This window comes from Streptomyces niveiscabiei (assembly GCF_001419795.1).
In the GTDB taxonomy this organism is placed as follows: Bacteria; Actinomycetota; Actinomycetes; order Streptomycetales; family Streptomycetaceae; genus Streptomyces; species Streptomyces niveiscabiei.
In genome coordinates this window covers 1-13,380 of record NZ_LIRL01000501.1, presented here as the reverse complement: position 1 = coordinate 13,380, position 13,380 = coordinate 1, and the positions used below count along the sequence as shown (strand labels likewise).

General features: G+C 69.3%; 8 protein-coding genes and 1 pseudogene. All 9 read left to right on the top strand.

Annotation, left to right across the window (positions count from 1 at the left end; genetic code table 11):
- Nucleotides 1-7: 7 nt before the first annotated feature.
- The 9 genes and pseudogenes from tal to gyrA all read left to right on the top strand — a co-directional run bounded on the left by tal (nucleotide 8) and on the right by gyrA (nucleotide 13,012).
- Nucleotides 8-1,138, top strand: a complete 1,131-nt coding sequence (gene tal, locus AOK24_RS23810) for a transaldolase (protein WP_055722108.1) — start codon at nucleotides 8-10, stop codon at nucleotides 1,136-1,138.
- Complete coding sequence (gene zwf / locus AOK24_RS23805; RefSeq protein ID WP_055722107.1) at nucleotides 1,135-2,700, top strand: glucose-6-phosphate dehydrogenase; 1,566 nt, start codon at nucleotides 1,135-1,137, stop codon at nucleotides 2,698-2,700. The genes tal and zwf overlap by 4 nt, the downstream gene beginning before the upstream one ends.
- On the top strand, nucleotides 2,697-3,632 hold the full coding sequence (gene opcA, locus AOK24_RS23800) for a glucose-6-phosphate dehydrogenase assembly protein OpcA (protein ID WP_055722106.1): 936 nt from the start codon (nucleotides 2,697-2,699) through the stop codon (nucleotides 3,630-3,632). Before zwf ends, opcA begins: the two co-directional genes overlap by 4 nt.
- Nucleotides 3,625-5,268 (top strand): glucose-6-phosphate isomerase, encoded by a 1,644-nt coding sequence (gene pgi / locus AOK24_RS23795; RefSeq protein ID WP_055722105.1) that lies wholly within the window; start codon nucleotides 3,625-3,627, stop codon nucleotides 5,266-5,268. The genes opcA and pgi overlap by 8 nt, the downstream gene beginning before the upstream one ends.
- A 2-nt stretch (nucleotides 5,269-5,270) precedes the next feature.
- Nucleotides 5,271-6,147, top strand: a pseudogene (gene gnd, locus AOK24_RS23790) (phosphogluconate dehydrogenase (NAD(+)-dependent, decarboxylating)).
- A gap of 34 nt (nucleotides 6,148-6,181) precedes the next feature.
- Nucleotides 6,182-7,303, top strand: a complete 1,122-nt coding sequence (gene recF / locus AOK24_RS23785) for a DNA replication/repair protein RecF (protein ID WP_055722104.1) — start codon at nucleotides 6,182-6,184, stop codon at nucleotides 7,301-7,303.
- On the top strand, nucleotides 7,300-7,893 hold the full coding sequence (locus tag AOK24_RS23780) for a DciA family protein (protein WP_079056961.1): 594 nt from the start codon (nucleotides 7,300-7,302) through the stop codon (nucleotides 7,891-7,893). The genes recF and AOK24_RS23780 overlap by 4 nt, the downstream gene beginning before the upstream one ends.
- Nucleotides 7,894-8,332: 439 nt before the next feature.
- Nucleotides 8,333-10,396 (top strand): DNA topoisomerase (ATP-hydrolyzing) subunit B, encoded by a 2,064-nt coding sequence (gene gyrB / locus AOK24_RS23775; RefSeq protein WP_055722103.1) that lies wholly within the window; start codon nucleotides 8,333-8,335, stop codon nucleotides 10,394-10,396.
- Nucleotides 10,397-10,438: 42 nt separating this feature from the next.
- Nucleotides 10,439-13,012, top strand: coding sequence for a DNA gyrase subunit A (gene gyrA / locus AOK24_RS23770; RefSeq protein ID WP_055722102.1), 2,574 nt, complete (start codon nucleotides 10,439-10,441; stop codon nucleotides 13,010-13,012).
- Nucleotides 13,013-13,380: the final 368 nt, after the last annotated feature.

Sequence of the window (13,380 nt, the reverse complement as noted above, 5' to 3'; positions counted from 1 at the left end):
AAAGAAGATGATCGAAGTGACCGCAACACCCCTGGAACGCCTGAGCCTTGAGGGCGTCTCCATCTGGCTGGACGACCTCTCGCGCAAGCGTCTGGTCTCCGGCAACCTCGCCGAACTGATCGCCACGCAGCACGTCGTCGGCGTCACCACCAACCCCTCGATCTTCCAGGCCGCGATCGGCTCAGGCGAGGGCTACGAGGAGCAGCTCACCGACCTCGCCGTACGCGGTGTCACGGTCGACGAGGCCGTACGGATGATGACGACGGCGGACGTACGGGACGCGGCGGACGTGCTGCGGCCGGTGTACGAGGCGAGCGGCGGGCGGGACGGCCGGGTCTCGATCGAGGTGGACCCGCGTCTGGCGCACGAGACGGCGGCGACCGTCGCCGAGGCGAAGCAGTTGTTCTGGCTGGTGGACCGGCCGAACGTGATGATCAAGATCCCGGCGACGAAGGCGGGCCTCCCGGCGATCACGGAGGTCGTGGGCCTCGGGATCAGCGTGAACGTGACGCTGATCTTCTCCCTGGAGCGGTACGCCGAGGTCATGGACGCCTACCTCGCCGGTCTGGAGAAGGCGCGCGCGGCCGGTCTCGACCTGTCGACGATCCACTCGGTGGCCTCCTTCTTCGTCTCCCGCGTCGACTCCGACATCGACCAGCAGCTCACCGCGCTGGGCACCGAAGAGGCCCTCGCTCTCAAGGGCAAGGCGGCGCTGGCGAACGCGCGGCTGGCCTACGAGGCGTACGAGAAGGTCTTCGCCTCCGAGCGGTTCGCGGCCCTTCAGAGCGCGGGCGCGCACCGCCAGCGTCCGCTGTGGGCTTCGACCGGCGTGAAGGATCCTGCTTACAAGGACACCCTGTACGTGGACGAGCTGGTCGCGCCCGGCACGGTCAACACCATGCCGCAGGCCACACTGGACGCGGTCGCCGACCACGGGGTCGTCACCGGTGACACGGTCACGGGCGGGTACGAGCAGGCCCGCGCGGACCTGGACGCGGTGGCGGCGCTGGGTGTGTCGTACGACGAGGTGGTCACCCGTCTGGAGCAGGAGGGTGTCGCCAAGTTCGCGGTCGCGTGGGAGGACCTGCTGAGCGCGGTCGAGAAGTCGATGAAGAGCAAGGGAGTGGGCGCGGAATGAACGCCGTAGACACTGTCAGCGGTACGGCCGTGGACCCGGCCGACTGGGAGAACCCGCTGCGGGACCCCCGGGACCGGCGGCTGCCGCGGATCGCGGGCCCGTCGGGGCTGGTGATCTTCGGGGTGACGGGTGACCTGTCGCGCAAGAAGCTGATGCCGGCCGTCTACGACCTCGCCAACCGCGGGATGCTCCCGCCGGGCTTCTCGCTCGTCGGGTTCGCCCGCCGGGACTGGGAGGACCAGGACTTCGCGCAGGTCGTGCACGACTCGGTGCGCGAGCACGCGCGTACGCCGTTCCGCGAGGAGGTGTGGCAGCAGCTCGCGGAGGGCATGCGGTTCATCCCCGGGGCCTTCGACGACGACACCGCGTTCAAGCAGCTGCGGCAGACCGTCGACGAGCTGGACGCGGCGCGCGGTACGAGCGGCAACTACGCCTTCTACCTCTCCGTACCGCCGAAGTTCTTCCCCGAGGTCGTCCAGCAGCTGAAGAAGCACGGCCTGGCGACCCCGCCGGAGGGTTCCTGGCGGCGGGCGGTCATCGAGAAGCCGTTCGGGCACGACCTGGCGTCGGCCGAGGAGCTGAACCGGATCGTGCACGACGTGTTCGACCCGGACCAGGTCTTCCGGATCGACCACTACCTGGGCAAGGAGACCGTCCAGAACATCCTGGCGCTGCGGTTCGCGAACCAGATGTTCGAGCCGATCTGGAACCGGTCGTACGTCGACCACGTGCAGATCACGATGGCCGAGGACATCGGCATCGGCGGGCGCGCCGGGTACTACGACGGCATCGGCTCGGCCCGTGACGTCATCCAGAACCACCTGCTCCAGCTGATGGCGCTGACCGCGATGGAGGAGCCGGCCGCGTTCGACGCGGCGTCGCTGCTCACCGAGAAGCTGAAGGTCCTCAAGGCGGTGAAGCTCCCGGAGAACATCGGCGAGCACACCGTGCGCGGCCAGTACGCCGAGGGCTGGCAGGGCGGCGAGAAGGTCAGCGGCTACCTCCAGGAGGACGGCATCGACCCGGCCTCGACGACCGACACGTACGCCGCGATCAAGCTGAACGTCGACAACCGCCGCTGGGCCGGGGTCCCGTTCTACCTGCGCACCGGAAAGCGCCTGGGCCGCCGCGTCACCGAGATCGCGGTCGTCTTCCAGACGGCCCCGCACTCGCCGTTCGACTCCACCGCCACGGAGGAGCTGGGTTCCAACGCGATCGTCATCCGGGTCCAGCCCGACGAGGGCATGACGGTACGGTTCGGGTCGAAGGTCCCGGGTACCTCGATGGAGATCCGGGACGTCACGATGGACTTCGCGTACGGCGAATCCTTCACGGAGTCCAGCCCCGAGGCGTACGAACGGCTCATCCTGGACGTGCTGCTCGGGGACGCCAACCTCTTCCCCCGCCACCAGGAAGTGGAAGAGTCCTGGAAGATCCTCGACCCGATCGAGGACCACTGGGCGACGCACGGGAAGCCCGCCCAGTACGCCTCCGGCAGCTGGGGCCCCCAGGAAGCCGACGAGATGCTCGCACGAGACGGACGGAGCTGGCGCAGGCCATGAAGATCGACCTCACCGACACCACGGCAAGCAAGATCAACAAGGCGCTGGTGCAGGGTCGCCGCGCCATCGGCACCCCCGCCGTGGGAATGGTCCTGACGATGGTCATCGTCACGGACGAAGAGAACGCCTACGACGCGATCAAGGCGGCCGAGGAGGCCTCGCACGAGCACCCCTCGCGCACCCTGGTCGTCATCAAGCGCCAGGCCCGCACCCCGCGCGAGCGCACCCAGTCCCGGCTCGACGCCGAGGTCCGGGTCGGCTCCGAGGCAGGCGCCGGCGAGACCGTCGTGCTGCGCACCTACGGCGAGGTGTCCGACCACGCCGACTCGGTGGTCCTGCCGCTGCTGCTGCCGGACGCGCCGGTCGTCGTCTGGTGGCCGGTCGACGCCCCCGACAACCCCTCGAAGGACCCGCTGGGCGCGCTCGCGCAGCGCAGGATCACCGATCTGTACGCCGTCGAGAACCCCCTCCAGACGCTGTCCACCCGCGTGAAGTCGTACGCCCCCGGCGACACCGACCTCGCCTGGACCCGGCTCACGCCGTGGCGCTCGATGCTGGCGGCGGCCCTCGACCAGGCCCGGGTGCCGATCGTCTCCGGCGCCGTCGAGGCCGAGGCCGACAACCCGGCCGCCGAGCTGCTCGCGCGCTGGCTGGAGGCGCGCCTCAAGGTCACGATCGACCGCGTGGTCACCGCGGGGCCGGTCGTCACGGCCGTCCGGCTCGGCACCGCCGACGGCGAGGTCGTCATCGACCGCCCCGAAGGCCCCCTCGCGACGCTGTCGCTGCCGGGCCAGCCGTCCCGCACCCTCGCGCTGAAGGTGCGCACCACCTCCGAACTCATCGCCGAGGAACTGCGTCGCCTCGACGCGGACGAGATGTACGCCGTCGCCCTGCGCGGCGAGGGCACCAAGGAGATCCCCGCACATGTCTGAGACACCTCTGCTCACCGAACGGCCCGAGTGGGAAGCGCTGTTGGCGCATTCCTCGGAGCGGACCGGGCTGCGTGAGCTGTTCGCCGCCGACCCCGCACGCGCGGAGCGGTACGTCGTCCGGGTCGGCGATCTGCGGATCGACTACTCGAAGCACCTCGTCACCGACGAGACGCTGACGCTGCTGCGTGAACTCGCCACCGCCACCGACGTGTTCGGGCTGCGGGACGCGATGTTCCGGGGCGAGAAGATCAACATCACGGAGCAGCGGGCGGTGCTGCACACCGCGCTGCGGGCGCCGCGCGACGCGGTGATCGAGGTCGACGGGGAGAACGTCGTACCGGCCGTGCACGCGGTGCTCGACAAGATGGCCGCGTTCGCCGGGCAGGTGCGGTCGGGCGAGTGGGTCGGGCACACCGGCAAGCGGATCCGCAACGTCGTCAACATCGGGATCGGTGGCTCGGACCTCGGTCCGGCGATGGCGTACGAGGCGCTGCGGGCGTTCACCGCACGGGACTTGACCTTCCGGTTCGTGTCCAACGTGGACGGCTCCGACCTGCACGAGGCCGTGCGGGACCTCGACCCCGAGGAGACGCTGTTCATCGTCGCCTCGAAGACGTTCACCACGATCGAGACCATCACCAACGCCACCTCGGCGCGATCCTGGCTGCTCAGGGGCCTGGACGGCGACGAGAAGGCGGTCGCCAAGCACTTTGTCGCGCTGTCGACGAACGCCGAGAAGGTCGCGGACTTCGGGATCGACACGGCGAACATGTTCGAGTTCTGGGACTGGGTCGGCGGGCGCTACTCGTACGACTCCGCGATCGGGCTCTCGCTGATGATCGCGATCGGTCCGGACGGGTTCCGGGAGATGCTCGACGGGTTCCACCTGGTCGACGAGCACTTCCGGACGGCGCCCGCCGAGGCCAACGCGCCGCTGATCCTGGGCCTGTTGGGGGTCTGGTACGGGAACGTGCTGGGCGCGCAGTCGCACGCGGTGCTGCCGTACTCGCACTATCTCTCCAAGTTCACCGCCTACTTGCAGCAGCTGGACATGGAGTCCAACGGCAAGTCCGTGGACCGCGAGGGCCGTTCGGTGTCCTGGCAGACCGGTCCCGTGGTGTGGGGCACGCCCGGCACCAACGGGCAGCACGCGTACTACCAGTTGATCCACCAGGGCACGAAGCTGATCCCGGCCGACCTGCTCGGGTTCGCGCGCCCGGTCGGTGAGCTGAGCGACGAACTCAAGGCGCAGCACGACCTGTTGATGGCCAACCTGTTCGCGCAGGGGCAGGCGCTGGCGTTCGGCAAGACGGCCGACGAGGTCCGTGCGGAGGGCGTCCCGGAGGAGCAGGTCGCGCACCGCACGTTCCAGGGGAACCACCCCACGACGACGATCCTCGCCGGTGAGCTGTCGCCGTCCGTGCTGGGTCAGCTCATCGCGCTGTACGAGCACAAGGTGTTCGTCCAGGGCGCGATCTGGAACATCGACTCCTTCGACCAGTGGGGCGTGGAGTTGGGCAAGGTCCTCGCCAAGCGCGTGGAGCCGGCCCTCACCTCGGGTGCGGACGTGCCCGGACTCGACGCCTCCACGGCCGCGCTCGTCGCCGCCTACCGTGAACTCAAGGATGTGAAGTAGCCATGCAGCTCGGACTGATCGGTCTCGGCAAGATGGGCGGCAACATGCGCGAGCGCATCCGCCGCGCGGGCCACACCGTCGTCGGGTACGACCGCAACCCCGAACTCTCCGACGTGGCGAGCCTGTCGGAGCTGGTGGAGAAGCTCGAAGCGCCGCGCGTGGTCTGGGTGATGGTCCCGGCCGGCGGCCCCACGCAGTCCGTCGTGGACGAGCTGAGCGACCTCCTGGAGGCCGGTGACACCGTCGTCGACGGCGGCAACTCCCGCTGGACCGAGGACGAGAAGCACGCCGAGGAGCTGGGCGCCAAGGGCATCGGCTTCGTCGACTGCGGGCGTCTCCGGCGGCGTCTGGGGCCTCACCAACGGCTACGCGCTGATGTACGGCGGCGACGCCGAGCACATCGCGAAGGTCCAGCCGGTCTTCGACGCCCTGAAGCCCGAAGGGCCGTACGGGTACGTCCACGCGGGCAAGGTCGGCGCCGGGCACTTCTCCAAGATGGTCCACAACGGCATCGAGTACGCCATGATGCAGGCGTACGCCGAGGGCTGGGAGCTGCTGGAGAAGGTCGACTCCGTCACCGACGTCCGCGAGGTCTTCCGGTCCTGGCAGGAAGGGACCGTCATCCGCTCCTGGCTCCTCGACCTCGCGGTCAACGCCCTCGACGAGGACGAGCACCTCGACAAGCTGCGCGGGTACGCCGAGGACTCCGGCGAGGGGCGGTGGACGGTCGAGGCCGCCATCGACCAGGCGGTGCCGCTTCCGGCGATCACGGCGTCGCTGTTCGCGCGGTTCTCGTCCCGGCAGGACGACTCGCCGCAGATGAAGATGATCTCGGCGCTGCGCAACCAGTTCGGCGGGCACGCCGTCGAGTCCAAGTAACACTCCCAGCACCACCCCGTCGGAGAGGTCGGCCATGCACGTCACGCATCTGTCGCTGGCCGACTTCCGTTCGTACGCCCGGGCCGAGGTCCCGCTCGACCCGGGCGTCACCGCGTTCGTGGGCCCCAACGGACAGGGCAAGACGAACCTCGTCGAGGCGGTCGGCTATCTCGCGACCCTCGGCAGCCACCGCGTCGCCTCGGACGCGCCCCTGGTCCGGATGGGCGCCGAGCGGGCGATCATCCGCGCGCAGGTCAGGCAGGGCGAGCGGCAGCAGCTGGTCGAGCTGGAGCTGAACTCCGGCAGGTCGAACCGCGCGCGCGTCAACCGGTCGAGCCAGGTCCGCCCCCGGGACGTCCTCGGCATCCTGCGCACGGTGCTGTTCGCGCCGGAGGACCTCGCGCTCGTCAAGGGCGACCCCGGCGAGCGCCGCCGCTTCCTGGACGAGCTGGTCACGGCCCGCTCCCCGAGGATGGCCGGCGTCCGCTCCGACTACGAGCGCGTCCTGAAGCAGCGCAACACGCTCCTCAAGTCGGCGGCCCTCGCGCGCAGGCACGGCGGCCGGACCATGGACCTCTCCACCCTGGACGTCTGGGACCAGCACCTGGCCCGCGCGGGCGCCGAACTCCTCGCCCAGCGCCTCGACCTGGTCGCCACCCTCCAGCCGCTCGCGGACAAGGCCTACGAGCAGCTCGCCCCCGGCGGCGGCCCCATCGCCCTGGAGTACAAGCCGTCCGCGCCCGGCGAGGCGCACACCCGCGAGGAGCTGTACGAGCAGCTGATGGCCGCCCTCGCGGAGGCCCGCAAGCAGGAGATCGAACGGGGCGTCACCCTCGTCGGCCCCCACCGCGACGACCTCCTTCTCAAGCTCGGCCAGCTCCCCGCGAAGGGGTACGCCTCGCACGGCGAGTCCTGGTCGTACGCCCTCGCCCTGCGCCTGGCCTCCTACGACCTGCTGCGCGCCGAGGGCAACGAGCCGGTGCTCGTCCTCGACGACGTCTTCGCCGAGCTGGACGCCCGGCGCCGCGAACGCCTGGCGGAGCTGGTGGCCCCCGGCGAGCAGGTGCTGGTGACGGCCGCGGTGGACGACGACGTGCCGGGCGTGCTCGTCGGGACGCGGTTCTCGGTGTCGGACGGTCAGGTGGAGCGGGTATGAGTACGGACGAACGGGACGCACGCGAAGTTCCCGGCGAACCGGCTTCACGCCCCGGCATCTCGCAGCCCGCCGCGCAGCCCGCCCCCGCGGAACCCTCCGGTGTCGACCTCGCGCGCGTGGCGCTCAAGGCGGCGCGTGAGCAGGCGCGCGCGCGAGGGGACGCGGCGCGCCAGAAGAAGCAGGGGATGCGCGGAGCGGGCTTGCGCTCCGGCGCCCGTGCGGACGGACGCGACCCCCTGGCGCTGGGTGCCGCGATCAACCGGCTGCTGACCGAGCGCGGTTGGGAGGCGCCGGCCGCGGTGGGCGGGGTGATGGGCCGCTGGCCGGAGATCGTCGGCGAGAAGCTCGCCAGCCACTGCACCCCCCAGCGGTACGACGAGGACGAGCGGGTCCTGGTGGTGGAGTGCGAGTCGCCGGCCTGGGCCACCGAGGTGCGCCGGCTCGCCCCGGCGCTGGTCGCCCGGCTGAACGAGGACCTGGGACATGGCACGGTCCGGCTGATCAAGGTGCTCAACCCCGGCGGTCAGGTCCGGCGGTACGGCCCGTTGCGGGTCCCGGGCAGCAGCCGTTCCGGTGACCCCTATAGGTGACATACCTCACGCTGTCTTTACACGGGACATCGTCCCCGTACGCCTGAGGTGCTCGCGGCGCGGTTCGCCGTACCCGTTCGGGGCCCCCTTCCGGCGTACCCAAAACGCTTGTCGCGCAAGGCTGTAGGCGATGTATGCGGGGGTGAATCGCGACCTGACTCGCCGGTAGCCAAGGGTTGACAGCCGGAAGCGCTGAGTGCCGCTGTGAGCCTCTTGGAGCCCCCGCCCGTATATCGGGAGTCGTGAGAGGCGGGTTGAGGGCGGCACATGCGGACTCAGGTACCGGCAAACCCCCATCACTGTCGGTGCTACCGGTAGACTGGAAGCCAATCCCGCCCCCAACGTGGGGACCGCCCGGGACCCGCTGAGCAACGCTGATCAAGGCTTACCAACGCAACATGCCGCAGCCGCTCCGGCAACCTGCCGAGGAGTCTGGCTCGTGCTGTGCCAGAAAGGGCGCTTCGTGGCCGATTCCGGCAACCCCAACGAGAACATCCCGTCCACCGGCGCGGGCGCGAACGGCGAGGTCACCGCCTCGTACGACGCCAGCGCCATCACCGTCCTCGAAGGGCTGGACGCGGTCCGCAAGCGGCCCGGTATGTACATCGGCTCGACCGGTGAGCGCGGTCTGCACCACCTCGTGTACGAGGTCGTGGACAACTCCGTCGACGAGGCCCTGGCCGGTCACGCGGACACCATCGACGTCACGATCCTGCCCGACGGCGGGGTCCGGGTCGTCGACAACGGCCGCGGCATCCCGGTCGGCATCGTGCCGTCCGAGGGCAAGCCGGCCGTCGAGGTCGTGCTGACGGTGCTGCACGCGGGCGGCAAGTTCGGAGGCGGCGGCTACGCGGTCTCCGGCGGTCTGCACGGCGTCGGCGTCTCGGTCGTGAACGCCCTGTCGTCGAAGGTCGCCGTCGAGATCCGCACGGACGGCCACCGCTGGACGCAGGACTACAAGCTCGGCGCGCCGACGGCCCCGCTGGCCAAGCACGAGGCCGTCGCGGAGACGGGCACGTCGGTCACGTTCTGGGCGGACCCGGACATCTTCGAGACGACCGTCTACTCCTTCGAGACGCTCTCGCGGCGCTTCCAGGAGATGGCGTTCCTCAACAAGGGCCTGACGATCAAGCTCACCGACGAGCGCGAGTCGGCGAAGGCGACGGCCGGGGCGGACGAGGCGGGTGCGGACGAGAAGGACGAGGTCAAGACCGTCACGTACCACTACGAGGGCGGCATCGTCGACTTCGTGAAGTACCTCAACTCCCGCAAGGGCGACGTGGTCCACCCCACGGTCATCGACCTGGAGGCGGAGGACAAGGACAAGAGCCTCTCCCTCGAAGTCGCCATGCAGTGGAACAGCGGCTACAGCGAGGGCGTCTACTCCTTCGCCAACATCATCCACACGCACGAGGGCGGCACCCACGAAGAGGGCTTCCGCTCGGCGCTCACCAACCTGATCAACAAGTACGCGCGCGACAAGAAGCTGCTGCGCGAGAAGGACGACAACCTCACGGGCGACGACATCCGCGAGGGTCTGACGGCGATCATCTCGGTGAAGCTGAGCGAGCCGCAGTTCGAGGGCCAGACCAAGACCAAGCTGGGCAACACGGAGGCCAAGACCTTCGTGCAGAAGGCGGTCTACGAGCACCTCAACGACTGGCTGGACCGCAACCCGGTGGAGGCCGCGGACATCGTCCGCAAGGGCATTCAGGCGGCCACCGCGCGCGTCGCCGCCCGCAAGGCGCGCGACCTGACGCGCCGCAAGGGCCTGCTGGAGTCGGCGTCGCTGCCGGGCAAGCTCTCCGACTGCCAGTCGAACGACCCCACCAAGTGCGAGATCTTCATCGTCGAGGGTGACTCCGCCGGCGGCTCCGCGAAGTCGGGCCGCGACCCGCAGTACCAGGCGATCCTCCCGATCCGCGGCAAGATCCTGAACGTCGAGAAGGCGAGGATCGACAAGATCCTCCAGAACCAGGAGATCCAGGCGCTGATCTCCGCGTTCGGCACCGGCGTGCACGAGGACTTCGACATCGCGAAGCTCCGCTATCACAAGATCATCCTGATGGCGGACGCCGACGTCGACGGCCAGCACATCAACACCCTGCTGCTGACCTTCCTGTTCCGCTTCATGCGGCCCCTGGTCGAGGCCGGGCACGTCTTCCTGTCCCGCCCCCCGCTGTACAAGATCAAGTGGGGCCGCGAGGACATCGAGTACGCCTACTCCGACCGCGAGCGCGACGCCCTCCTGGAGATGGGCCGCCAGCGCGGCAAGCGCGTGCGCGAGGACTCCATCCAGCGCTTCAAGGGTCTCGGCGAGATGAACGCCGAGGAGCTGCGCGTCACGACCATGGACCAGGACCTGCGCGTCCTCGGCCAGGTCACCCTCGACGACGCCGCCCAGGCCGACGACCTGTTCTCGGTCCTCATGGGCGAGGACGTCGAGGCCCGCCGCGCGTTCATCCAGCGCAACGCCAAGGACGTCCGCTTCCTCGACATCTGAGTCGGTCTCAGCTGACCGCGACAGAAGGGATCTTCACCAGCAATGACCGACGAGAACACCCCTCAGACGCCTGAGGACGGTACCGTCCGCATCGAGCCCGTCGGGCTCGAGACGGAGATGCAGCGCTCCTACCTGGACTACGCGATGTCCGTCATCGTGTCCCGCGCGCTGCCCGACGTCCGTGACGGCCTCAAGCCCGTCCACCGCCGTGTCCTGTACGCCATGTACGACGGCGGCTACCGGCCCGAGAAGGGCTTCTACAAGTGCGCCCGCGTCGTCGGCGACGTCATGGGCAACTACCACCCGCACGGCGACTCCTCGATCTACGACGCGCTGGTGCGCCTCGCGCAGCCGTGGTCGATGCGGATGCCGCTCGTGGACTCCAACGGCAACTTCGGTTCCCCGGGCAACGACCCGGCCGCCGCCATGCGGTACACCGAGTGCAAGATGATGCCGCTGTCCATGGAGATGGTCCGCGACATCGACGAGGAGACCGTCGACTTCACGGACAACTACGACGGCCGCTCCCAGGAGCCGACCGTCCTGCCGGCCCGCTTCCCGAACCTGCTGATCAACGGCTCGGCGGGCATCGCGGTCGGCATGGCCACCAACATCCCCTCGCACAACCTGCGCGAGGTCGCGGCCGGCGCCCAGTGGTGCCTGGAGCACCCGGAAGCCTCGCACGAGGAGCTGCTGGACGCGCTGATCGAGCGCATCAAGGGCCCCGACTTCCCCACCGGCGCCCTGGTGGTCGGCCGCAAGGGCATCGAGGAGGCGTACCGCACCGGGCGCGGCTCCATCACGATGCGCGCGGTCGTCGAGGTCGAGGAGATCCAGAACCGCCAGTGCCTGGTCGTCACCGAGCTGCCCTACCAGGTCAACCCGGACAACCTCGCGCAGAAGATCGCCGACCTCGTCAAGGACGGCAGGATCGGCGGCATCGCGGACGTCCGTGACGAGTCGTCGTCGCGCACCGGCCGGCGCCTCGTCATCGTCCTCAAGCGGGACGCGGTCGCCAAGGTCGTCCTCAACAACCTCTACAAGCACACCGACCTCCAGACGAACTTCGGCGCCAACATGCTGGCGCTCGTCGACGGCGTGCCGCGCACCCTCTCGCTGGACGCGTTCATCCGGCACTGGGTGACCCACCAGATCGAGGTCATCGTCCGCCGGACGAACTTCCGGCTGCGCAAGGCCGAGGAGCGGGCGCACATCCTGCGCGGTCTGCTCAAGGCGCTCGACGCGATCGACGAGGTCATCGCGCTGATCCGGCGCAGCGAGACCGTCGACATCGCGCGCACGGGCCTGATGGACCTGCTCACGATCGACGAGATCCAGGCCAACGCGATCCTGGAGATGCAGCTGCGCCGCCTCGCGGCCCTGGAGCGGCAGAAGATCATCCAGGAGCACGACGAGCTCCAGGTGAAGATCACCGAGTACAACGAGATCCTCGCCTCGCCGACCCGCCAGCGCGGCATCGTCAGCGAGGAGCTGGCCGCGATCGTCGAGAAGTACGGCGACGACCGCAAGACCATGCTGGTGCCCTACGACGGTGACATGTCCATCGAGGACCTGATCGCCGAGGAGGACATCGTCGTCACCGTCTCCCGCAGCGGCTACGTCAAGCGGACCAAGACGGACGACTACCGGGCGCAGAAGCGCGGCGGCAAGGGCGTACGGGGCACGAAGCTCAAGGAAGACGACATCGTCGACCACTTCTTCGTCTCCACCACCCACCACTGGCTGCTGTTCTTCACGAACAAGGGCCGCGTGTACCGCGCCAAGGCGTACGAGCTCCCGGACGCCGGGCGGGACGCGCGCGGGCAGCACGTCGCGAACCTTCTCGCCTTCCAGCCGGACGAGGCGATCGCCGAGATCCTCGCCATCCGCGACTACGAGGCCGCGCCGCACCTGGTGCTCGCCACGAAGGCGGGTCTGGTGAAGAAGACGCCTCTGAAGGATTACGATTCGCCGCGCTCCGGCGGGGTCATCGCGATCAACCTGCGCGAGCGGGAGGACGGTTCGGACGACGAACTGATCGGCGCTGAGCTGGTCTCCTCGGACGACGATCTGCTCCTGATCAGCAAGAAGGCGCAGTCGATCCGGTTCACCGCCACCGACGACACCCTGCGTCCCATGGGCCGCGCGACCTCGGGTGTGAAGGGCATGAGCTTCCGCGAGGGCGACGAGCTGCTCTCGATGAATGTCGTGCGACCCGGTACGTTCGTGTTCACCGCGACAGACGGTGGGTACGCGAAGCGAACCAATGTCGACGAATATCGCGTCCAAGGGCGTGGGGGCCTCGGAATCAAGGCCGCCAAGATCGTCGAGGACCGGGGTTCGCTCGTCGGTGCGCTGGTGGTCGAGGAGACCGACGAGATCCTCGCCATCACGCTCGGCGGCGGTGTGATTCGTACGCGAGTCAACGAGGTCAGGGAGACGGGCCGTGACACCATGGGCGTCCAACTGATCAACCTGGGCAAGCGCGATGCCGTCGTCGGCATCGCCCGTAACGCCGAGGCGGGGCGCGAGGCGGAGGAGGTCGAGGGCGACCTCGACGCCGAGCCCACCGCAGCGGCCGGCACGGACGAGGGCGACGGGCCCTCGGCCGAGTAGCACCGAGGAGAGAGTCATCGTGAGCGGAGCCACGGGCGCCGGTACGTCCACCGGACCTGCCGGTACATCCGGTACTTCCGGGTCTTCCGGGTCTTCCAGGCCAGAGAAGGACGGCGGCGGTCGTGGCTCCGCCGCCGACTCCCCCGTCGCGGGGGGTGCGGCGGGGGGCAGTGACCCGCGTGACTCGCACACGACGCAGCTGAAGGCGATCAAGCCGGACACCGAGGCGCCGGGCGCCGGGGAATCCGGAACGTCCGCAGCCGGGGGCGGCGCCTCCGCCAAGGGGGGTCGCGGCAAGGGCGCTCAGCGCGGTTCTGGCGGCTCCGCGGGCAACGGGCGGGGTACGCAAGGGTGTCTCTTACACATCT

What these genes read in the sequence shown, in the direction of transcription:
- tal (WP_055722108.1), top strand. Translation starts at nt 8, where the DNA reads ATGATCGAAGTGACCGCAACACCCCTGGAACGCCTGAGCCTTGAGGGC.
- zwf (WP_055722107.1), top strand. Translation starts at nt 1,135, where the DNA reads ATGAACGCCGTAGACACTGTCAGCGGTACGGCCGTGGACCCGGCCGAC.
- pgi (WP_055722105.1), top strand. Translation starts at nt 3,625, where the DNA reads ATGTCTGAGACACCTCTGCTCACCGAACGGCCCGAGTGGGAAGCGCTG.
- opcA (WP_055722106.1), top strand. Translation starts at nt 2,697, where the DNA reads ATGAAGATCGACCTCACCGACACCACGGCAAGCAAGATCAACAAGGCG.
- AOK24_RS23780 (WP_079056961.1), top strand. Translation starts at nt 7,300, where the DNA reads ATGAGTACGGACGAACGGGACGCACGCGAAGTTCCCGGCGAACCGGCT.
- gyrA (WP_055722102.1), top strand. Translation starts at nt 10,439, where the DNA reads ATGACCGACGAGAACACCCCTCAGACGCCTGAGGACGGTACCGTCCGC.
- recF (WP_055722104.1), top strand. Translation starts at nt 6,182, where the DNA reads ATGCACGTCACGCATCTGTCGCTGGCCGACTTCCGTTCGTACGCCCGG.